The organism is Paenibacillus tyrphae (genome assembly GCF_000722545.1).
GTDB classification, from domain to species: domain Bacteria; phylum Bacillota; class Bacilli; order Paenibacillales; family NBRC-103111; genus Paenibacillus_G; species Paenibacillus_G tyrfis.
Genome location: NZ_JNVM01000043.1, coordinates 1 through 22,167, shown reverse-complemented (window position 1 = coordinate 22,167; position 22,167 = coordinate 1). Strand labels below are relative to the sequence as shown.

Genomic DNA, 22,167 nt, shown 5'->3' with positions numbered 1-22,167 from the left:
GTCCCTAGTATTAAAAAGGGGATTGTTTGTCTATTCGTGGATAAAGATGGGCCTTTTGGAAGGGAAAAACCATTTAATGTCGAATTATTCGATTAGGTAGTGTAACGATTTATTAATTACCTGGGGAAGAGAGGTGTACTTGTGAATATTGCCAAATTTAAAGTGCAACCCAGAGTAGTTTATTTGCTTAGTAATCAATACAGGTCCTCTGAACAAGCGCTGAAGGAATTAGTAGATAATGCTTGGGATGCTGATGCCGAGCAAGTACATATTACGATTCCATTGGATCTGTTTCCTACAGAAGCGATCATCATTCAGGATGATGGGACAGGCATGAGCACCAGTCAAGTAATGAGTGATTATTTAAACATCGCCTACAATCGGAGAGTCCAAAAAGGTGAACTAACCCCATATAAGACAAGAAAAGTCAGAGGTCATAAAGGAATCGGTAAGTTTGCAGGGCTTGTCGCAGCCAGCCAGATGGAAGTACAAACGACTCATAACAGTATCACGTCAACATTGATTATTAATAAAGATGACTTATATAACTACGATAACGATCTTGAAGAACTCAATATTGAAGTCATTTCAAGAGTGTCAGATAATCCTCGTGGAACGAAGATTATTCTCTCGGGCTTAAATCAAGGCCTTAATTTGCCCTCAGTTGAAAAATTACGTGAATTGCTTATTTTTGAGTTTGGTCGCCAGTCTGACTTCGATATTTATATAAATGGAGAGAAGGTTACCTTTGAAGATATTCAGGGGACCAAGAAGGCTTTTACAAAAAAACTGGATGAAGCCGGAGATATAGCTGTTTCCTTGGTTATTTCGGATCACAAAAAGCCCTTGAAAAATCCGGGTCTCATCATTCGTGTTGGTGGGAGAGTTATCGGAGATCCAACATTTTTTGGCCTGGAAAATGAATCTTTGGTTCCCAAAAAGTTTCTAAGTCGAATATATGGAGAAATTGAAGCAGATGGATTAATAGAGGCTGTTAACTCGGGATGGGATTATATATATGAGAATAGTAAGGGATATATTGAACTAACGAGCTTTATGAAGAGATTTTTAATAAATGAACTTAAAAGTAAATTTAAAGATGAAACTATTGAGTTGGAGAATGAAATTCTACATGAATTTAAGCAGGAAATAGAGAAGTTTCCCCTGCCGCGGCAAGAGGCCATTCGTAAATCCATTAATCGCATATTGAACAAGTTTTATGGGGATTCCGAAGATAAGATTAAAACGATAGTATCCTTATTAATAAAAGCTCTGGAAGAAGACGAATACTGGGACATCATGAAAAGAATTGAAGAAGCGAGCGCTAAAGATGTTGATTCGTTAGCCGCGGCGCTTAATGTGTTCGGAATTATGGAGCTTTCGAATGTGGCTAGACAAGCCCAGAAAAGAATTGAATTTCTCAGACATTTAAATCAGCTAATATCCAATCCGCAAACATTGGAAAAAGAAATGCATATCGCGTTAGAAAACAATCTATGGATCTTCGGAATAGAGTACTCTATGAAGTCATCCAATGAGACTTTGAAGAATGTGATTTCGAATTATTGTCAGCAGAAATTTAAGGGCAGCAGAGAGAAGAGGCGGCCGGATCTTTTGCTTGCGAATGATATCTTGAATAAACATCTGATCATTGAATTTAAAAGACCATCAAAAGAGATTACTCGTGATGATGAAAATCAGGCCGAGAAGTACCGAGATGACTTAATCCCATTCATTGGAAGCGATATTGAGATCATGGTAATCGGAGGTCGTGTTGATCCCGGCATTTCCAGGATTCATACCCAGTCTACTATCCAATTGAGATCTTATTTTGAAGTTATAAGTAAGGCAGAGTCCCAATTAAGATGGTTGCTGGATAATTTGAATAATTGATGTGAATAAAAAATTGGCTTGCACGAGAGAGGTTTTACTAATGGAAATGACAATAACATTTGGTAAATATAAAGGAAAGACCATTGAAGAAGTGTGGCTAATTCACCCGAGTTACTTTTCTTGGATGAGAGAAAATAGAATGACAAATAAGCCTGAGTATCAGGAGTTCATAGAAACAATTCCTTATAAATATCCGGAACGATTTGAGTGGGAGATCGATATCCGTAGTGGGTATCAGTGTTGGAAATGTAAGAAAACTATGCAAATATTCCTGATGTTTAATCCAGAAATCGAGAATGAGTTGAGATACGGATATCCAATTATTAGCGATCTTGCTTACAATAAACCAAGGTCATTAATCCCTTTTGCAAAAGAATATGGAATTCTACTTGAAGAACGTTACAGTAAGGTAACCGAATCAAAGTATATCATGCATATTTGTCCTCATTGCAAAATGCATCAAGGTGATAATTATGTAGTTGAAGATAATGAGCAGGAAACAAAGCTTATAAAGAAGATTAAGATTATTTTCGATCATGGTACTTGGAAAGAAAAAAATTAATAGAACTTATTTTCATATTGATGAATGAGGAGTTATTTCTTCTGATACAAACGTTGAAGAATCAAGGATGCTCCCACTACTAAGGATTTGTTAAAACAATATCAAGTCCATAATAGTTTTATGTACAGGACAAGCCTTTCTCTATTTTTATTTACCCCAGCTTTCTGTTTCGAGGATAATATAATAGTGCTAATTCTAGGAGTTGATCACGCACATTATGTACCAGACCCCAAAAAGCATATCTATAGCCCTATTACTATGCTTTTTTCTCGGTTCGTTTGGAGCTCACCATTTTTATTTAAAAAGATACAAGCTCGGTATTTTTTATCTTATTTTCTGTTGGACTTATGTACCGTTGATTATTTCACTCATCGAGCTGTTTTTTATACCCTCACGTGTTCGTCAGTTTAATTTGACAAATTTAAGTGATACTTATCCCAAAGAAGAAGTTAATATTAAAAGGACCATACCGGTTGTGAAAGGAAAAGAAATAAACGAACAAGTATCACAAAGAAATCTGCCCGATGGTGGATATAATTTAAAGGTTTTGCCTATAGACATAATAAGTGGTAAACCAAAAACTCAAATTCATTCTAGAAGCGGTTACGAAATTGAAATTACCTATTCACGTCATTTTGATAGATTTTATGAAGAATCCTGTAAATACCGCAATCATACTGTGAAAAGTGCTACATTCGAACCTTTTCATACATATTGGCCGACCTTTGAAAGTATGACTAAGTACCAACAACTATGGTACTTCTATTGGCGCGAACAGGTTGTTAACGACAACTACCCAGACACCGATTTAAGTTACATTTTCTTATTAACATATGAATTGATGGCTTACTCGTTTGAACCAAACCCCAATAGATCCGTTGCATTACTCATACGAATGTATGAAGCGTATCGAGAAAGATATCCCAAATTAAATATCTATTTACCTGAATGGATTGGGGATTTGTTTTACGAAGGTGAGAGGAAAGATCTGGCAGAAGAGTGGTATGCTCGTTCATCCATCCGGTCTGCTTCACATGTCGGACAGTATGAGGCGTTTGATCGTTTTAATTCTGATGAAATGTTTAGTAAGATTCCATTCCGACTTTGGAAAAAGCAATTTATTTATTATAGGACAAACCAGTTTAATGAGGAACATGCAAAACTCCTTACTCGAGCATATAAAAAAGCGCTTGAAGAGACAAACCGTTATTATCTAGAAACTAGTGGTGGAACGTTAATCGATCACTGGTTTCCAAAGCAAAAGTCAGAATCAACTCATATATTTCGTTCTGCCGTTATTACAAGTACAAGAACTTCTACTGTTAAACAAGTGATACGACGAGGTCCGACACCCCAAGCACATCACGAATTGAGTGCTTTGATTCGATTTGTCGAGAATCTGGTTCGAGCAAATCAAGGGGTTAAGAGGAAAATAAAGGTGGATGAAAAGATGATACCTGAAGCCTTACAAAAACGATTGGAACAACGGTTCTCCTTAGTCCAAAAATCAACAACGGGTACTAAATCATCTACTATACCACCGGAACCGACTTTAAATCGTATAGAATCTCTTGAATTAAATACAGAGTTAATAGCACAATTAAAGCTCGATAGCGAGGCTATTCAATCGGCTTTACAAGTTGAAGAAATGGAGAGTTTAGTCCAACAAGAAGCAGCAGTTTCAACTGAAGTTGTTGAAAAGGAAAAGCCATTACAGGAAGTTAATAACGAAAATCCATTAGCCTCATTAGGTAGTGGTGCGTCACAAGAGGTTACTTTGTTTGCTTCGCATCTGACCGACCATGAACGAGAATTCCTGACTATGTTTACTGATGAAGTTGAACCGATCGAAAGTTGTACTGCCTTTGCTAAACAGCGAGGAATGATGCTGAATACTCTAATAAATGCTATTAATGAAAAAGCTATCGAGCATCTCGGAGATGTCCTTTTAGAAGAAGATGGAGAAAATTATATCGTCGTTGTTGATTTTATCGATATTATTGACGAAGTTATCAACTAGGAGTGGTGAAAGTGATAAGGAAAAAAGATAGCAGTGCCATTTTACAATCACTTGCAGGTGGAGTGGTACCACGGACAGGTCTGGAGCATATTATTGTTGGTCGTCGTCAAGAGACGGAGCAAGTTATGGGAGAGCTAGCTCAAGTTAAAGACGGGGCTTCGGTCATTAAATTCTTTATCGGGGATTTTGGCAGTGGGAAAAGCTTCATGTTATCGATTGTAAGACATATTGCTTTTAAGGAGAGGTTTGTTGTTGCTGATGTTGATTTTACACCTGAAAGACGGTTGTTTGGTGGGGAAGGTAAGGCCGTAGCGACTTACTCCGAATTTATGAAAAACTTGTCTACGGCAACTCGGCAGGACGGGGGAGCATTACAAACTATAATAGAACAATGGATAACGAATGTTCAATTTGCCGTTCAGCAAGAGAACAACATGACGGATTTCAGCTATGACGATCCTAACTTTGTTGCGTCTGTGAAGATGAAAATTAGTAATGTTCTATCTCAGCTTGAGGATTTAGTGGGTGGGTTTGACTTTGCAAAAATATTAGCCAGTTATTTTGATGCTTATATTCAAGACAATCGTCATCTTCAAACATGTGTACTTCGTTGGCTTCGAGGGGAGTATGCAACAAAGACCGAAGCAAGAAATGACCTCGGAGTAAGGGACATTATCGATGACCAAAACTGGTATGATTACTTAAAGCTATTTTCAAAGTTTGTAACGCATGTAGGATACTCAGGACTAGTGATCAATTTCGACGAGGCCATTAATTTATATAAAATTAGTCATGCTCAAACCAGAGAAAAGAACTACGAAATTATTCTGAGTATGTTTAATGATATTACGCAAGGGAAAGCCGAGCACATGTACGTGACATTTGCAGGCACCTCTGAATTTCTTGAAGACGAACGCAGAGGGTTATTCAGTTACGAAGCATTAAAGCGCCGTTTAGTAACCAACCGATTTGAAACAGCAGAATTTCGTGATTTAACACAGCCTGTTATCCGATTATCGACACTTCGCAAAGAGGAATTATTTGTCTTGCTTCAAAAAATCACTACTATCCACTCCATCCATCATGGTTATCAGGAAAATATCACGGAGCATGATTTAAAGGGCTTCTTAATGGCCATCTATTCAAGACCAGGCGCAGAAACCATGATCACTCCTGGAGAAGTCGTAAGAGATTTTATTGGAGCTCTTAATGTCTTACATCAAAATCCAGCTATGGACCGCACAACTATCTTTAAAAAGGTTTCCGATTCGCTTCACCAGTCCTCGGAACAAACCGCAAACGTACTACAACGATTTCAAAAGACCAATCAGTAAGGAGAGTACTGAGGATGTCCGCATTTGAACTGCTATCTCCAAAAATTAAAAAAGCAATATGGGATCTTAAGTGGCCTGCTCTACGTCCAATCCAAGAAGCAGCGGTCCCGGAAATATTGAAAACGACCGATCATTTGGTGCTATCAGCCGCAACCGCTTCGGGAAAGACCGAAGCGGCTTTTTTACCAATCCTTAGCGATATTGAGCAATCTGGACAGGAGTACCTAAAGGTATTGTATGTAGCTCCTTTAAAAGCTTTAATTAACGATCAATTTGAGCGAATTGAAAAGCTTTGTGAGTATGTGGATGTTCCGGTTTATAAATGGCATGGGGACGTATCTGGAAATGACAAAAAGAAATTTATCAATAAACCAGCAGGTATTTTGCAAATAACACCTGAGTCACTTGAGAGTCTTTTCATTAATCGGTCCAACTTCTTGCAGACATTATGGAAGCAAGTCTCGTATATAGTGATCGATGAGATCCATGTTTTCCTGGCTACGGAGAGAGGGGCACAGCTCAGATCATTATTATTTAGAGTTCAAGAGTATACGGCAAATCCCATCCGTATTATTGGCTTATCAGCAACAGTGAATGATCCGGATGGTTATGTAGCGAGTTGGTTATCCCCCGAGGGAACTAATCAAGTGAAGCTTATACAATCGGATGAAGGAGATAAAGAGATATTTTATGCCCTGCACCATTATCCGAATGAGGCGCAAAGTAAACTACCTTTGGAGTTATATCAGGATATAAGGGATCTTACGAAAGAGTACTCGAGCATGATTTTCGCTAATGACAGAGGATTGGTTGAGGAATCAGCAGTTCTCTTAAACCGTTTAGCGGAGCACGAAGGAGCGACCCGGGACTATCTTGTTCATCATTCATCTATCGATAAGTCCGAGCGGGAGTATGTGGAAGAGATACTAAAAACGGCGAACAAACCGAAGTCTGTAGTCTGCACGGCGACGCTTGAATTAGGTATTGATATCGGCAGTATGGATATGGTGATTCAAATTGATTCGACCTTTTCGGTTGCTTCTTTAAAGCAGCGAATCGGTAGAACTGGTCGTAGAGAAGGTATGCCTCAAATTTTACAGATGTACACAACTAAGGCCAGTCATTTACTTCATGCCATAGCAGTAACGGAGTTATTTCTGGAAAAATGGGTAGAGCCACCGCATCCTTATGCGAAGCCTTATGATGTTTTGTTCCATCAGATATTGTCTATGTGTTGTGAGCGAAATGGTTTGCACCTGGATGACCTGATGGATTGTATCCTTCGTAACCCGGTCTATCAAGAGATTCCAAGAGAACATATTATAGATTTAGTAGAACATATGGTCAAAAAAGAATATCTAGAGCTAGTACCGGGAGGGCAACAGTTTATAGTCGGGCTCGAGGGGGAACGAATCCTGCGAAGCAGAGAATTCTACAGTGTATTCTCCGTTCAAGAAGAATATGATGTATTTCATCTGAATCGAAGAATCGGTGCTGTAGATAAAACGCCTGCTGTTGAGATAGGAAATAACCTCATTCTTGCAGGAAAGCTTTGGTCAATTGAATCGATAGATAAAAAAGATAAGGTTTATGTGGTACCGGCTATAGATGCCAAGCGACCTGTGTTCCTTGGATCTGGAGGAGCGATTCACCGAAAGATTAGCGAGAAAATGCAAGAGGTACTTTGTTCGAATCATTTATATTCCTATTTGAACGACGCCGCGGCGCATGAATTGATAGGAATGCGTGAAGTTTATGCTCAACTTGGTGTGATGCCAAATCAAAGGGTTATTTTCATCGGTAAGAACGAAACCTTAATCGAATTGTTTGCTGGTACCTGGATATCTAACACTTTGATGTGGATGCTTAGAGCGCTGGGAGTCGAACAAGTAATAACTAATGGGTTGGGTCATATCAAGATTGTCGGACGCCAGGATGGCATTCTTAAATTGCTGGAGTCTGTTGCAAAAAGACAATGGAACACTCAGGAATTGTTGGATGTAACATTTTCCCACGAGATATATAGGACGAAGTTTTCGTTTTACTTAAGCGAGGAGCAGCAGAAAGAACTGCATGTATCTGCGATGATGGATGTCGAGAGGACAGTGGAGTTTTTGAGCGAAAAGCAATTCATTGTATTCACATGCTAAGTTAATAGCTTGCTTTTGGGAAACCGGAAGTGAAACTGTATGTAGTAATAAGTATAAGCTGACTTGGGTCCGGTTTGAAATAATTATCGTTACTTGTAAAACACCCGAAGTTTCAAACTGGGACGCCTAAAGCTCAAAGCTTCGCTCCACATCACCTACTTCAAAACATAATTTGCAACTATGACATTCAGTCATAATTTTTTACTTCAAAACTTTATTTGTAATTGAAAAAACGGGAAAAATCCAGCGAGGTCTTGCTCTTGCTGGATTTTTGCACTTCAAAACATTATTGTCATCCAACAGAATAATAATAATTCTCTAAAATCAACAAAAAATCGCAACGGATGTTGAGATACTACGACGAAAAAGGGTTGTTGACGCCGCGCTTTGCACGATTAAGCAACAGCAGGCGGGTACCCGTTTCAAGGACCTTTTATAGAAACTTTTTATACAGACGGATGGGTGACATCCGATGAGCAAGCATTCGTGACGGAAGTGAGCGTAGCGATCAGTGCCGAGTAGCGTACGAAGTTTCCTCCAGCGACGGGTTCGGTTGTTCTTCCCTATTGAGTTTCACATCGTGTGAGACTTTATAATGGAATTGCGCGCCCCGGTAAAAACCGATAGAGAAGGAAGGGAATGAAGATGACAACACCGATCACGTTTGAACCGATGCAACCGATTTATCACCAACAGGTTGGCCGATTACTAGCGTACTTGTTGCACGGGAAATTCCGGCATCTAACCAGTATTGCCAGCGACGAGCTGGCTCTTTTTTTCGAACTATGGCTTGAACAAGTTCCCGATTTGCCGGGAAATCGAAGGATGATCGCTTTGCAAGGGGGGGAGATCGTCGGTACAATCGCGATCAAATGGTTGACCCAATCCAGCAGTAGCGCGTCAATAAAGCGGCAAAAATCGCCTTCCTGGCAAAGTATTCACCGTTTTGGGAGATGGAACTTGTTCAAAATTCGGATAGGGTTATCGCTATTCGACTATAAGCCACAAGCGGGTGAATGTTATATTGCGGACGTGGTGGTTCATCCCGATTATCGCGGCCAGGGGGTCGGTAAGCTGCTGCTGCGCTGGGCGGAACAGTTTGTGCAACAAGAGCCGGGGGTGGACCGGTTAAGTCTCTATGTCTCCGGTAAAAACCTGCGCGCCAGGAAGCTGTACGAGCAGTTGGGATTCAACGTCCGGTCTCATGAGAACAGTCTGGTGTGGCATTGGTTGTTCAATGAGAAAGAATGGAGTTATATGTGGAAGAGATTGAAATGAAAAACAAGTTTCACCGAGCCGTTGCAGATGAAGCATGCGAAGACGCCGCAGGACGGCTTGAACAGCGGCGAGCTTGCCGGATTCTACGTCCCAGAGCACCATGGTCAGCTACCGGAAATTGTGATAAGTTAGCTCAAAGGAATTATAGAAAAACATCAAGCTATATTATTAATTTTAATTTAATACCAAAGAAACGTTAAATTTGATGGAGGTAAATATATATGGGATTAGAGGTTGATCTACACTCGTTGAAATACGACATGCTTGATGACTGTGTTGATTTATTCATTGACACTTTCTCAAAAGAACCTTGGAATGATGTCTATGAGTCAAGAGAACAAGTTGTAGTTTTTTTTGAGAATTACATGAAAAACAATTATTTTATTGGTTACGTTCTAAAAATAGGCGATGAACTTGTTGGATTGAGCCTAGGAGCAAAAAAGCCATGTCTAAAAGGAATGGAATATTTCATTGATCAATTTTGTGTAAGTGAAAAATTCCAAGGACAAGGAGCAGGCAGCAAGTTTCTAGAGCTTATCGAATCTGACATTAAAAAGCAGGATATAAATACTATTGTTTTAACAACTTCCAAGGGATTCCCATCAGAAAAATTTTATCTTAAAAATGGATTCAAAATATCTGATAATGCAATTCTTCTCGCCAAGTGAGCCTACCTATTTGCTAACTCTGTTCCTCTTTACTGGCTTGAGAAGCCTATCAAAACCGTTGAAAATGTCAGTGGATATAAATTGGCCAGATCGTTGAACAAACGGGCAGGATAGTTTAAGATCATACGCGGTGAACTGTATATAAGTAACGGCAAGTTTATTGGAGATTCCCGAGGGCTTGGAAAGGCACTTTGCCAGGCTTGGGTTTGGGATGGATCATACTCGGCTGAAAAGTCTGTGTAAACGGGCTGCTGCTTGCTTTTTGGAGCACAGAACGATGGGGTACCTAGAGGGGGACTTTTGCTTGCTGAAGCAAAAGTCCCTCCGTTGTTTGGTAGAAGGGGCCAGTTCAAATAACGTTCAACATATCTACTTCAAAAAACGCGGTCATGGCGGCGGGGCACTGCAAGACGCTGTAGACCCTGTTTTTGTTCTTTCCGCCAGCTTAGTAATCGACTCAATGTCTTGATCGGTTAATTGATCAAGAAAATGTTTGCGTATTGCCTTGGAGACGATGGGACGGGCATCATCCAATGCCGATTTTCCAACGGTAGTGATGATGACTTGAACACCGCGATCTGTGTCTAATGGTTTCCTCATCACAAGTCTGCGTTTTTCCATCCGCGTCAGATGATGTGACAATCGACTCTTATCCCAGTCCATTGATTCGGCCAGCTCCTGTTGGCGAAGGCTGCCGTCCCCCAGAAGGACTAACCGGTCCAATATCCCATAATCGCCCTCTGATAGTCCGGTGTGCTCGGACATCTCTTTTATTACGCGACCGAAGATGTTGTGAAAGGAGCCTTTCCACATATACCATAATCTCAATTCTTCTTCGTTTAGTTCGCTCTTATCCATGGGAACATAATAGCATGGTTGACGTGTCAACTGCAATATGCTACAGTTGCTATAGGTTGATGTGTCAACCTATGCTGATATTGAGAAGACCAAGAAAGGAACATCAATTATGGAAATGAACGTAAGTACTTCTACTCTAGTCATCTCGGTAAAGCCGGTAGCGCTGTCAGCCCCGGACCGCGGTGAGGATTTGCAAGTGCGGGTATCAGCGCCAGCGATGGGGAGCCAATTGCCTATTATTATTTTCTCGCATGGCTTTGGTTGGTCGTTGGATGGCTACGCTCCGTTAGTCGACTACTGGGCTGCTCGTGGCTTCGTGGTCATTCAACCCACCCATCTCGACTCGAGGACGCTGAATCTTCCTCCTGACGATCCCCGTGCACCACTGATCTGGCGTTTCCGCGTCGAAGACTCGAAGCTCATCCTTGACCAACTTGATCATATTGAAGCTTCCGTTCCAGGCCTCAGCGGACGCCTCGACCGAAGCCGTATCGCCGCAGCCGGACACTCGTGGGGAGGTCAAACGGTCAGCATGCTGCTCGGTGCGCTCGTCCTCGATGCCCACGGCGAACCGGGAGAGAACATGTCCGACTCGCGTATCAAGGCGGGCGTATTGCTTGCCACGACCGGACTGGGTGGGGATGACTTGACTCCGTTCGCGGCAGAGCACTTCCCATTCATGAACCCGAGCTTTTCCGACATGAGGACGCCGACCCTGGTGGTGGCGGGGGATCATGACCAATCCCTGCTGTCCACTCGGGGGCCGGACTGGTTCACCGACCCCTATTTCCTGAGTCCGGGCAGCAAGAGCCTGCTCACCCTCTTTGGGGCAGAACACTCTCTTGGCGGAATTGCCGGGTACAACGTCGCGGAAACGACGGACGAGAACCCCGAACGAGTTGCTTTGCTCCGGCAGCTCACGTGGTCTTACCTTCGCGATGAGCTCAATCTCGACGATTCCAGCTGGCTGGCAGCCCGGAAAGCTCTGGAGGAGGACGCCAATCCGTTAGGTCGTATCGAATCCAAGTAAGAACCTGAATGGCGTGATCAAAGCGAATCAAAGAAAGGGCCATCCCGCAAAAGGATGGCCCAAAAACTTGCCGTTATAGACAGCGCGGTGAACCGTACCACAAGTGATGGTACACACAATCAGAAAAGAAATAGTGCTTAATAGTGGCTATGAAATGGAACTTTCGGAATTTGAGAGGAGTAAAAATGAGCGAAGATAATGTTTTCCTTGTTCGATGTGCAAAAACGTTTGGTGTGTCTGTTGCCCTTATTGTCATATGACTCCGTGTGAGTGTAATTACGAAGATGAAGATGTGTGGACTTCTTTTATCTATTTTTTAAATTGCTCTTCTTTGTCCCCTTGTATCAATTCAGGTACAATATCAATGTTAACAGTTACTTAAAAGATACTGTCAATGCCGCCAAGGACGACAGTTCGAATACCGGTTAGTGCTGGTCAGTTTGCCAAAACGATTTCCAAGAATACAAATAAACAATATGTTCTACCACTATGAACTGTAATGTTAGATATGTACATACATACGCGGCAGGCATCGGTATGTGTTGATTCGGCTTATTTTAATTTGGAGGCTTGGAAATGACGGATGTGACCTTTTACCGAGACGAGTCGCTGCCTTTTGTGGAAGCGAAGCAATGCCAGAAGAACGACCTGAAGTATCAAAAGCATTTTCACGAAGAGTACTCCATCGGTTTAATCGATGAAGGAGAAACGCAGGCATGGTGTGATGGCGTCTTGTGGCGGGTAGAGACGGGACGAATGATCAGCTTTCCGCCGCTCATTCTGCACGCCTGTCAGCCTGCGGAGTCTATAAAATGGAAATACAAAATGTTGTTTATTAAGCCGGAATGGTTCGCTCATCTTGAACTGCCCGATATCGATCGGCTTCAGTTTCCTTTCTTGCTCGAAGATGGGAAGAATGAAGCTTGCAGCAAGATGCTCAATTGTACAATGGATGCGATGAGCCGGAGCGCCTCGCCGCTCGAAATCGAAACTGCTTTAATCGAACTGGTGTCTACGCTCGTATACAAGCATGCCTCCGATCTAACGCATGAACCTTATGGCATGTTGGAACAGAAGTACGTGAAGCGGATCAAGGAATATATCCACGCGCATTATACGGATAGGATCACACTCGAAATTCTGGAACACGTAGCCGGGATCAGCCGCTATCATCTCATTCGCTTGTATAAAAAAAGCACGCATCTGCCGCCTCATGCATATCAAAATCTGCTGCGTATCAATCACGCCAAGAAGGAATTGAAAAATGGGCGGCCCATTGCCGAAATTGCCGTGGACACCGGCTTCTATGACCAGAGCCATTTTGCGAAGGCCTTTGCTAGAATCGTCGGTACAACACCTCAAACTTATGCCATGTCTGTATTAGATAAGCGCAATTTTTTACAATCCTCTCATCCTGTCTCGAATGTACACTATTAGACAAGAGGAGGAATCACTATATGGTGACAATGAGTAGTCTGGAAAAAAAATTTACTGTAGCGATGAAATCCATCGCCCGCCGATCCGATTTGAAGGCTTATGTTGAGAAGACGCCGGCCATCTACCAGCTGTTGCAGAGTGCGGCAGCAAAGTATGTGACGGGGGAGAAGCGGCAGGACGGTCTTGAGGCTGGACGACGGCTGGTTGATAAAGGTTACGCCATATCACTTGAATATATCGGCGAAAATACGACAGATGTCCAAGCTTGTGAAGCAGCGGCACTCGAGCTGTCGCTGCTCATTCAAGCTTTGGCAGAGCGTAAAATACCGGCTCGCGTTTCGTTCGATCTTTCTCACATCGGCTTATCGATAGACGGCGAGCTGGCGTATAAGCACCTGACGGCACTTGCCTCACAAGCTCAGCAGGTCGGTATCGAGCTGTTTGTCAGCATGGAAGAATCGGCCAAGACCGACTCGATCCTTTGGATCTATGAAAGAGCGGCAGCCGCATATGCGAACATCGGCATAACGCTTCAGACACAATTGAACCGGACGACTCAGGACTTGAACGACTTGCAGCCCGTCCCTGGCCGGATCCGCATCGTGAAAGGGGCGTACCAGGAGCCAGAACAGCAAACGATACCGCGTTCATCCGCTCTAAACGAAAGATATTTACAGCTTGTGGAGCAGGCCATCCGCAAAGGCCATCGTGTGTCTATCGCCACCCATGATGAGTCTATCGCAGATGAAGTCATCAAACGGGAATGGATCCATGAGCCGGGGGTTGAGTTCGAGATGTTATACGGGATACGGCCGGATTTGAGCAGCCGATTGAAGAACGCGGGTTATCCTGTTCGCATTTATTTAACGTATGGTCATGAGTGGTATTTGTATCTATGCCATCGGATTGCTGAATATCCGCCAAATCTCTTTCAGGCGGTCCTCGACATCACGGATGTCGGAATGGTAGATTCCGTGCTGGATTATGAATAACCTGGTACGATAGTAGGCTGCCGAGTAAAAGATCGGCGGTCTGCTAAGCGAATACGACGGGAAACGTTAGTTCAATGAAACAGCGACAGTCTAGGACTTTTTTCGCGTCCATGGCTGTCGCTGTTTCACTTTCTGGGGTCAGTCTAACACTTATATTCATTGCTAAGAACGAAACCTTAATCGAATTGTTTGCTGGTACCTGGATATCTAACACATTGATGCAGATGCTTAGAGCGCTGGGAGTAACGGTCGGAGTATCATCCAGATCCGATTTTGATGGCGAGCGATTTGCCAAGGCCACTTGACATTTCAAGGAATTACCAGTACATTATAAATTAGTTCACTGAACGAATTAATTAATTGATTTTTGAATGCGTTTACAATTCTGAAAAAGGGGAGAGGTTATGAACAAGAAGCTTGTGGACTACACAGCGGGCTATCTCTTCATTTTGCCCTATGTTACAGGTGCACTCGTGTTTTTTTTGCTGCCGGCCTTGATGTCCTTTTATTATCTTTTCACAAGGTATAAAGTCATTTCCCCTCCTCAATTTGTTGGCTTGGACAATTTTAGGCAAATGCTCCAGGATACGATTTTTTGGGAAGCCTTTAAAAATACGTTTTATTTTGTTGCGCTTTATGTTCCAGGCCAGGTTATCCTGCCTTTGATCTTTGCGGTCTTGCTTTATAATTCAATCTCGCTTATAAAGGGAAAATTCGCAACCGCTCTTCGTGCCGTTTATTATTTCCCCGCGATTCCATCGTGGTTCATTATCGGTACGGTATGGTTGTGGCTGCTGAATAGCGATGCGGGAATCATCAATCAATTACTTTCGGCTATCGGCTTATCCAAAATTCCTTTTCTGCAGACCGATTCCCCTTCATTAATTCCCTCGCTTGCAGCCGTGGCTGTCTGGAAAGGACTCGGATACGGAATGTTTATCTATTACATCGGATTGAGGAACATATCTGAAACTTTATACGAGGTTGCAAAAATTGACGGCGCAAGCTGGTGGCACAAGCTTAAAACAATAACCGTCCCCTTATTATCCCCGACCATTTTTTTAATTCTGATCATGGCCATATCCGATGGCTTCAAAAGCTTCGACCAGCATTACACGATGGTATTCAACCGTTCGGCTAACAATAAAACGCATCTTATGGTTTATTTGTACGAAAAAGCATTTCGATATTTGGATATGGGGTATGCATCCCTAATCGCATGGGTGGTATTCGTTTGTTTGATTTTGATTACTTTGGTTGTATTGAAATTGCAAAAAAGATGGGTTCATTACGAACACTAAATTCATCACACAAGGAGTGACAGCGATGGCCGGAACTGACTTCGCGGTGAATGAAAATAAAAGCGTCATGTACAAAATAACACGTTTTCGAAAGCGCTTTACTTCTTTTGAAATCCTGAGCGCGATGATGATTATGATCGGCGCGATATCCATGCTGCTACCATTTTTCTGGATGCTCCTGGCATCCTTAAAGACAAATGCCGAGTTTTATAATTCGACGAAGTGGATTCCGGATCGGCTGCACTGGAACAACTACAAAGAATTATTATTTCCGGAAAAAGGATTTGGTTTTGTTCACTATTTTTTCAACACCGCTAAAGTAACGATATTATCTGTCATCGGGATGGTGGTAGCCTGCACATTAGCTGGTTTCGGCTTTGCCAGAATCAAGTTTCCGGGAAGAAATCTGATATTCGCCTTTGCGGTGATGACCATGTTTTTGCCTTCACAAGTTACGATCATTCCTTTGTTTGTCGTATTTACGAAGTTAAAGTGGATAGGTACGCACTTGCCGCTATATGTTCCTTCTTTTTTTGGCGCGGCGTTTGGCATCTTTCTCATGAGACAGTTTTTCTTAACCATACCCTCGGATTTTGATGAAGCGGCCAAAATCGATGGTTGTGGCTGGTTCGGTATTTTCCGGCGGATCCATTTGCCGTTAGTTTTATCACCGATGATTACCCTTGCGATTCTAACCTTTCAGGAAAAGTGGGCAGAATTATTAAATCCGATGATTTACATAGGTAAAAAGCAGGAGCTGTGGACGATCGTATTGCGAATCAAAGATATTTCGACCGGGCAGTACAATTCAAGACCTGAGCTGGAAATGGCGGGAAACCTGCTGCTGGTACTTCCGGTTATCCTTTTGTTCATCGTCGCACAGAAATATTTCGCTCAAAGTATCACATCCTCTGGTGTAAAAGGGTAAGCCTTTTTCAAAACTTAATTTGGGGGGACCAATCCGACTATGAAAAAATGGAGCTTATTTCCGGCGGTATTCCTTAGTTTATCCCTTGTTTTAAGTGGCTGTAATTCATCTGCCGAGACGCAGGGAAGTGATATGCAAAACCATAATGGCAATCAAAAACCTGTTAAAATCCGGGTTGCTTATTACGCCGATGAAACGGCACGCGATACCATGAACAAAATTATTGATCAATTCAAGGAACAAAATAAGAATATCGAAGTGGATATTACAGCTACCGATTGGCAAACGCATTATGACAATTTGAAGGTGGATTTGGCGTCCGGTCAAGGTCCTACCGTATTCTTGCTTGATGGGCCTTACATTCCCCAGTATGCCAACGAAGGTACGATAGAGAACCTGAGTCAGAGAGTAAAAGAAATTAAATTAGATGACTATTATGGTTTTGACGCCGTGAAAAATCCTTCAGGCAACATTTTTGCCATACCGCAAGCGATTCAGATCAATGTGCTTTACTACAACAAAGATATGTTCGATGCTGCCAAAGTCACTTATCCGGATCAAAATTGGACGACTGACGATGTATATCAAGCGGCTGTGAAATTAACGGACAAAAGCAAGAAGCAATTTGGCATTGGGCTGCCGAATCATATTCGTTACGGCTGGTATTCGGTCGTGCGCCAATTTGACGGAGATATGATCGATAAAGAGAGAAAGAAAAGTACCATGGCTTCCGACCCCAAAGTCAGAGAAGCTTTCGAGTATATAAAGAAATTTTGGGAGCAAGGTCTGACACCCAATATGAAAGATCAGGAGGGTGAAATTGGAACTGCCGAGCACACCTGGATGTCCAGAAACGTTGTTGCGATGTTTTATGATAATTATGCAAGAAGATTGACCAACGATAAAGAAGGATTAAACTATGACGTTGCCATGCCTCCCAAAGGCTTAAAAGGCGATCGTTACAGTGCCTTTGTCGCCAACACATGGGTAGTAAACGCTAAGGCAAGTGCTGCTGAGAAGGATGCCGGCTGGAAATTTGTGAAATACTTTTTAGGCGAAGAAGCTCAGAAACTCAACGCTTCGCTGGCTGAAGGAATTACCGCAAACAAGAAAGTGGCGCAGGATTCTATCCATAACTATAAAGGCAATCCAGAACATATAAAAGTCTTCCTCGATAGTATGCAATATGCCGGCGATTTGGGCGACAGTCCGGTTTGGGAAGAGTGGCACGGAGCGATTAAACCTATAATCGGCGATTATTTGTCAGGGAAAATAGATATTGATAAAATGCTTACAAGTGCAGATAAAGCTGCTCAAACCGTTCTATCCAAAGGAAGAGAATATGGAAAATAAAACAGGTAACCTGCAATTGATAAAAAAAATCAACAGCTCCTTAATTCTTAATTTATTGCATCGCGAGCGGATACTGTCCAGAGCGGAGATTGCGGATCGATTAAAATTGAGCCGGGCCACGGTTTCTTCTTTGGTAGAGGAACTCATCTCGGAAGGCTACATCGATGAAATAGGGGAAAGGTCGTCAGTCGGCGCCGGCCGAAAAGCCGTTGCGTTGGAAATCAGCCGTGATAAAGGCTTTGTCATCGCGATCAGTTTACAAAACGAATCGTTTCGCTGCGCATTGTTTAATTTTCATAATGATATTACGTTCGAGTTCAAGCAATCCGTTGTTTATGGCAACGATGAGATTTCTACTTTTATTAAACGCGCCGTTGATAAAATTCTCAGCCTCAATATAGTCAAGGACGGTTCGCTTGTCAAAGGCATAGGCATCGCTTCTCCCGGTATCGTGGATGAGCATGATGGAATTATCGTCAAGTCGACTTTATTGAAAATCCACCAGTTGGAGATAAAAAAAATCCTTACTCAAACCTATAATCTGCCTGTCGTGATTATTAACGATACCAAAGCGGCAGCATTTGCCGAGCATTATTGCGGTGCTGCCATGGGAATTGAAAACCTCTTGTTATTTTCCGTTGATGAAGGAATCGGTGCGGGATTAATAATAAATGGCGAGGTTTACTCCGGTTACAGAGGCGCTGCAGGAGAAATAGGCCACATCCAAGTGGATAGGAACGGGCTATTATGCCACTGCGGCAGAAAAGGATGCATTGAAACCAAATTGAACAAAAGATACATCTTGATGTATGGCCAAAATAGGGCTAGATCGGAACAGGGGGCGAAAATTCCGGAAACGTTCTCCGACATTTTACGAGCCTACGAACGGTCCGAAACGTGGGCGGTAAAATTAATGAAAGAAACGTGCTTATATTTGCTTCAAGCTCTGGCTGCAGCCATTAATTTTATAAGTCCGGAAGCGGTTATTCTGTACGGCTGGATTTATGAATCGGAAAAACTGATGGAGGAGTTAAAATACGAGTTGGCTCAATTTCCGTTTCCGCTCCCTTTTGAGCTTGCCAGATTAAAGTCGCCTTCATTTGGCGAACAAGTTTATTTAAAGGGAGCAGCCACGATAATGAACAATCAATTTTTCAAAGTCTATCATTAACGAATCCATTCGACTTCCTAATGTTATATTTCAAGTTCTCCAATTCCAAGACTTCGGTCGTCTTGTTTCTACCAAACAGCAGCTTCCTCCCTCTAAAGCGGGCGAAGCAAGGCGGCCTCTTCCTTTACTCCTATCTCGAATCAATCTAACACCTTCATCCTTAGTTTACCTATAGTCATAAGTATCTCAATTTAAGAAAGCGCATTCATATGTTTGGATGCACTTTTGAGGGAGGTGAGTGAATACCGGAAAACGTGGGCTGCAATACTTCATGTTCCAGGTTGCATAAAAAATAAACTGTGAAAGGTGATGTTACGATGAAATCAAACACATCTTCCGTAAGCAAAAAGAGGTTTCTAGCGACTTTGCTGATTTCGTGTCTTGTGATGACTACGGTTGCAGGCGGGGCCCGAGCCGCAGCAACGTCAAATGTAACGTATGCGATGTTTGATGATTTTAACTATACAAGTTCTAGCGATTCCGTTCTTACCGAACATCAATGGTCCGTTAAAACAGGCGTAGCCGGACCGGGCCCCGTAGGAGGTTCATGGTCCGCAAGCAACATTACATTTGTTACTGATCCTGATAACGCGGCTAACAAACTGTTGAGATTAACTTCAAGCACGGACGGTACTCCGGCAGGTACCAGTCAGGCGGAAATACTGACCCCGATGAAATATTTTGAAGGAACATATGCAGCGAGAGTAAAATTCTCGGACACACCCGTTTCCGGAGTCGATGGCGATGGCGTGGCACAAACGTTTTTTACGATCTCTAATCTTAGGTATGATAATGATCCTGCTTACAGCGAACTGGACTATGAGTACCTTGTCAACGGAGGATGGGGCGTATCGGGTCCGGCATTGTGGACTACCTCATGGTACACATACAGTAATAATCCATGGAGCAAGGATAATGTCTACAATTATAGCAACAAGAGTTACAACGGGTGGCATACTTTGGTCTTGGTTGTCAAAGACGGGCAAATAAAATATTTTGCAGATGGGGCCCTGCTGGCGACACATTCAGGAAAATATTATCCAAGAGCTAATATGGCTATCGACTTTAATCAGTGGTTCTTACCTGAAGCTTTAATGTCTGTAAGCGGGAAAAGAAGCTATCAGTTGGATGTCGATTGGGTATATCACGCGAAGAATACAGAGCTTACTCCGGCACAGGTAGAAACCGAAGTACAGAACTATCGCTCACAATCCATTACTTACACGGATAATGTGACCCCTGGAGAGATAGATACACAAGCTCCGACAGCACCTGCCAATCTTGTCTCTACCGGTAAATCCGACAATTCCGTTTCGCTTGCCTGGAATGCATCCAGCGACAATATTGGGGTAACAGGTTATGATGTGTATCAGAATGGAAATAAAGTTCTCAGTGTTAGCGGGACGACTCTTTCTGCAACAGTGACCGGTCTATCGCCAATCACATCGTACACCTTCACGGTCAAAGCAAGAGATACCGCGGGCAACGAATCCCCATTCAGCAATTCAGTTCGTGTAACAACGAATGGAGCTTCATCCGTATCAAACTGGGAGCCTTATCATTCTTACGCCGTAAACGATTTGGTGATTTACGAAGGGAAAACATATAAATGTGTTCTTGCGCATACGTCGCAAGTAAATTGGATACCTTCAATTCTTCCGGCTTTGTGGCAGCTTCAACCCGGGGGTTGACCCTATTTGCTATAAAAAATATAAATCGGCTCTTTCGCAAATGATGCGATAAACAGAGCCGATTTTTTTTGATTGATTTTGTGCCGATATCAGCGTCAAACAAAAGTAAATATTTACAAAGTTTTAATCAGAACCTATAATTAGCTATATAACTTAAATAAGTAATATTATGTAAAATATTAAATATATTTCTAAATAATATAGGGGGTGAATTATATACAAGTCAAGGAGTATGTCGTCCATTGGGAGGACACGATGCGGCTGCCGGATAGCGATATGGATGAGAAAATCAAAGGCTTGTCCGTCGCAACGCAGCTCGGTGCCCGTGTTCCTACAGGGCTGATTATCGTTCCGGAAGCTTATTGCGCATTTGTTGAGGAGGGGGCTCTTCCGAAGGGGCTTGGTCCTGCGTTGGCCTCGCATCTGTCGGACATCGAGCGCCGAATCGGGCAAAAAATCGGCGTTTTCGAATCGGACAAGCCTCCTTTGTTGTTTTCCCTGCGATGCGGGGACAAAAACGGCGACGTAAGGCTGCCGGAGTCCATGGTCAATATCGGACTGGCTCAAGCCGAGGGACAAGCGAAGCCATCCGATGCGTTTCTCGGCATTCTTCAAGAAGAATACGCCATGCAGGCGCAGCAATTTCAAGGCAGTCTTCTTGCCGGGGCAGCGGCCCGGAACCCGTCGCATGGTCCGTTCGGGAGCGCGGTTGACGAGCTGCTTTACTACATCGAACGGATCTATGCGCATTTTCAAGAGCTGGAGCAAGCGGGACAGCACCATTTTAACCGATGGTTGATCATTCAGCAAATGGTGTACGCCAACTGGAATGCGCAGTCCTGCAGCGGATGGGCTTATACCCGGAACCCGCGCACGGGACAGGCGGATGATTTCGGCAAATACCTGATGCGGCAGTCGGGGGTGTATTTGAATCTAGCCCCGCTGGAGCGGAAAAAAGATTTACGGGAATTACGGGACGATATCCCCGAAGCGTACGATCAGCTTAAGGTATTTTTCACGGAGCTGGAAAGCTATTACCGGACGCCAAGATATGTGGAGTTTGTCGTCGAGGATCGCAGGCTGTACATTCTGCAAAATACGAGGGGGAGCTGTGCAGCGAGATAAACGGGAAGTCAATTTTGAACGTTCGTTTTTTTGCGCTTTTGGATCTTCGGCCAGCTCCTTGAGGCTGGCCGATGTTCTTGTTTGAATCCAATAAAGGTATAGAGTAAATTTGACAAAAATTTTATCGTTAAGGCTGAGAAGACTCCCTCTTCGATAAGGGGGAGATGAATCAGCATCTCTTGTGCATAAATACGAACATATGTGCTATAATTATCATAAAATCACCAAAGGAGGTGAATCCCGCATGTTGCATCATAAAGCTTTCCGCTTTCGCATCTATCCTACGGAGGAGCAAACGACGCTGATCCACCAGATGTTTGGGTGCGCTCGCTTTGTCTTTAACCACTTCCTTGTGAGGTGGAACGACACCTTCCAA

The 22,167-nt window shown here is 42.9% G+C and carries 18 protein-coding genes; 17 read left to right on the top strand and 1 reads right to left on the bottom strand.

What is annotated here, in order from left to right:
* Window positions 1-141 precede the first annotated feature (141 nt).
* The 7 genes from ET33_RS32585 (at window position 142) to ET33_RS32555 (ending at window position 9,905) form a co-directional block, all read left to right on the top strand.
* The gene (locus tag ET33_RS32585) at window positions 142-1,893 is read left to right on the top strand and encodes an ATP-binding protein (protein WP_036692246.1); all 1,752 of its coding nucleotides are present in this window, start codon (window positions 142-144) and stop codon (window positions 1,891-1,893) included.
* Between the two features lie 40 nt (window positions 1,894-1,933).
* Window positions 1,934-2,455, top strand: coding sequence for an exodeoxyribonuclease X C-terminal domain-containing protein (locus ET33_RS32580; protein ID WP_036692244.1), 522 nt, complete (start codon window positions 1,934-1,936; stop codon window positions 2,453-2,455).
* 217 nt (window positions 2,456-2,672) lie between these two features.
* Window positions 2,673-4,475, top strand: a complete 1,803-nt coding sequence (locus tag ET33_RS32575; RefSeq protein ID WP_036692241.1) for a TerB N-terminal domain-containing protein — start codon at window positions 2,673-2,675, stop codon at window positions 4,473-4,475.
* A gap of 11 nt (window positions 4,476-4,486) precedes the next feature.
* Window positions 4,487-5,809: an ATP-binding protein gene (locus ET33_RS32570; protein WP_051775923.1), complete on the top strand. Its 1,323-nt coding sequence runs from the start codon at window positions 4,487-4,489 to the stop codon at window positions 5,807-5,809.
* Window positions 5,810-5,823: 14 nt separating this feature from the next.
* Entirely contained in the window at window positions 5,824-7,959 is a 2,136-nt protein-coding gene (locus tag ET33_RS32565) for a DEAD/DEAH box helicase (protein ID WP_036692235.1), read from the top strand.
* Between the two features lie 645 nt (window positions 7,960-8,604).
* Window positions 8,605-9,237, top strand: coding sequence for a GNAT family N-acetyltransferase (locus tag ET33_RS32560; protein WP_036692301.1), 633 nt, complete (start codon window positions 8,605-8,607; stop codon window positions 9,235-9,237).
* A 221-nt stretch (window positions 9,238-9,458) separates the two neighbouring features.
* The gene (locus ET33_RS32555; protein WP_036692232.1) at window positions 9,459-9,905 is read left to right on the top strand and encodes a GNAT family N-acetyltransferase; all 447 of its coding nucleotides are present in this window, start codon (window positions 9,459-9,461) and stop codon (window positions 9,903-9,905) included.
* A gap of 387 nt (window positions 9,906-10,292) precedes the next feature.
* Here ET33_RS32555 and ET33_RS32550 read toward each other — a convergent pair whose 3' ends face one another.
* Window positions 10,293-10,670, bottom strand: coding sequence for a MarR family winged helix-turn-helix transcriptional regulator (locus ET33_RS32550; RefSeq protein WP_235206884.1), 378 nt, complete (start codon window positions 10,668-10,670; stop codon window positions 10,293-10,295).
* 202 nt (window positions 10,671-10,872) lie between these two features.
* Between ET33_RS32550 and ET33_RS32545 the strand changes: the two genes are divergently transcribed.
* The 10 genes from ET33_RS32545 to ET33_RS38095 all read left to right on the top strand — a co-directional run.
* A complete protein-coding gene (locus ET33_RS32545) occupies window positions 10,873-11,793 on the top strand; it encodes an alpha/beta hydrolase family protein (protein WP_036692227.1) in 921 nt (306 codons plus the stop codon).
* Between the two features lie 618 nt (window positions 11,794-12,411).
* Complete coding sequence (locus ET33_RS32540; protein ID WP_235206882.1) at window positions 12,412-13,230, top strand: AraC family transcriptional regulator; 819 nt, start codon at window positions 12,412-12,414, stop codon at window positions 13,228-13,230.
* Window positions 13,231-13,259: 29 nt separating this feature from the next.
* Window positions 13,260-14,222 (top strand): proline dehydrogenase family protein, encoded by a 963-nt coding sequence (locus tag ET33_RS32535; protein WP_036692298.1) that lies wholly within the window; start codon window positions 13,260-13,262, stop codon window positions 14,220-14,222.
* A 404-nt stretch (window positions 14,223-14,626) separates the two neighbouring features.
* Window positions 14,627-15,523 carry a carbohydrate ABC transporter permease gene (locus ET33_RS32525; RefSeq protein WP_036692221.1) on the top strand — a complete coding sequence of 299 codons (897 nt, stop codon included), beginning with the start codon at window positions 14,627-14,629 and terminating at the stop codon, window positions 15,521-15,523.
* Window positions 15,524-15,548: 25 nt separating this feature from the next.
* A complete protein-coding gene (locus tag ET33_RS32520; RefSeq protein WP_036692219.1) occupies window positions 15,549-16,451 on the top strand; it encodes a carbohydrate ABC transporter permease in 903 nt (300 codons plus the stop codon).
* A 39-nt stretch (window positions 16,452-16,490) separates the two neighbouring features.
* Window positions 16,491-17,804, top strand: a complete 1,314-nt coding sequence (locus tag ET33_RS32515) for an ABC transporter substrate-binding protein (protein ID WP_036692217.1) — start codon at window positions 16,491-16,493, stop codon at window positions 17,802-17,804.
* A complete protein-coding gene (locus tag ET33_RS32510) occupies window positions 17,794-18,975 on the top strand; it encodes an ROK family transcriptional regulator (protein ID WP_036692215.1) in 1,182 nt (393 codons plus the stop codon). The genes ET33_RS32515 and ET33_RS32510 overlap by 11 nt, the downstream gene beginning before the upstream one ends.
* Window positions 18,976-19,292: 317 nt before the next feature.
* Window positions 19,293-20,666, top strand: a complete 1,374-nt coding sequence (locus ET33_RS32505; protein ID WP_051775919.1) for a carbohydrate-binding protein — start codon at window positions 19,293-19,295, stop codon at window positions 20,664-20,666.
* A 255-nt stretch (window positions 20,667-20,921) separates the two neighbouring features.
* Window positions 20,922-21,791 carry a hypothetical protein gene (locus tag ET33_RS32500; RefSeq protein WP_036692212.1) on the top strand — a complete coding sequence of 290 codons (870 nt, stop codon included), beginning with the start codon at window positions 20,922-20,924 and terminating at the stop codon, window positions 21,789-21,791.
* Window positions 21,792-21,990: 199 nt separating this feature from the next.
* A partial coding sequence (locus ET33_RS38095) for a helix-turn-helix domain-containing protein (RefSeq protein ID WP_407668126.1) occupies window positions 21,991-22,167 on the top strand: 177 nt, incomplete at its 3' end.

What these genes read in the sequence shown, in the direction of transcription:
- ET33_RS32505 (WP_051775919.1), top strand. Translation starts at nt 19,293, where the DNA reads ATGAAATCAAACACATCTTCCGTAAGCAAAAAGAGGTTTCTAGCGACT.
- ET33_RS32555 (WP_036692232.1), top strand. Translation starts at nt 9,459, where the DNA reads ATGGGATTAGAGGTTGATCTACACTCGTTGAAATACGACATGCTTGAT.
- ET33_RS32510 (WP_036692215.1), top strand. Translation starts at nt 17,794, where the DNA reads ATGGAAAATAAAACAGGTAACCTGCAATTGATAAAAAAAATCAACAGC.
- ET33_RS32565 (WP_036692235.1), top strand. Translation starts at nt 5,824, where the DNA reads ATGTCCGCATTTGAACTGCTATCTCCAAAAATTAAAAAAGCAATATGG.
- ET33_RS32580 (WP_036692244.1), top strand. Translation starts at nt 1,934, where the DNA reads ATGGAAATGACAATAACATTTGGTAAATATAAAGGAAAGACCATTGAA.
- ET33_RS32560 (WP_036692301.1), top strand. Translation starts at nt 8,605, where the DNA reads ATGACAACACCGATCACGTTTGAACCGATGCAACCGATTTATCACCAA.
- ET33_RS32545 (WP_036692227.1), top strand. Translation starts at nt 10,873, where the DNA reads ATGGAAATGAACGTAAGTACTTCTACTCTAGTCATCTCGGTAAAGCCG.
- ET33_RS32500 (WP_036692212.1), top strand. Translation starts at nt 20,922, where the DNA reads ATGCGGCTGCCGGATAGCGATATGGATGAGAAAATCAAAGGCTTGTCC.
- ET33_RS32535 (WP_036692298.1), top strand. Translation starts at nt 13,260, where the DNA reads ATGAGTAGTCTGGAAAAAAAATTTACTGTAGCGATGAAATCCATCGCC.
- ET33_RS32575 (WP_036692241.1), top strand. Translation starts at nt 2,673, where the DNA reads ATGTACCAGACCCCAAAAAGCATATCTATAGCCCTATTACTATGCTTT.
- ET33_RS32550 (WP_235206884.1), bottom strand. Translation starts at nt 10,670, where the DNA reads ATGTCCGAGCACACCGGACTATCAGAGGGCGATTATGGGATATTGGAC.
- ET33_RS32515 (WP_036692217.1), top strand. Translation starts at nt 16,491, where the DNA reads ATGAAAAAATGGAGCTTATTTCCGGCGGTATTCCTTAGTTTATCCCTT.
- ET33_RS32520 (WP_036692219.1), top strand. Translation starts at nt 15,549, where the DNA reads ATGGCCGGAACTGACTTCGCGGTGAATGAAAATAAAAGCGTCATGTAC.
- ET33_RS32525 (WP_036692221.1), top strand. Translation starts at nt 14,627, where the DNA reads ATGAACAAGAAGCTTGTGGACTACACAGCGGGCTATCTCTTCATTTTG.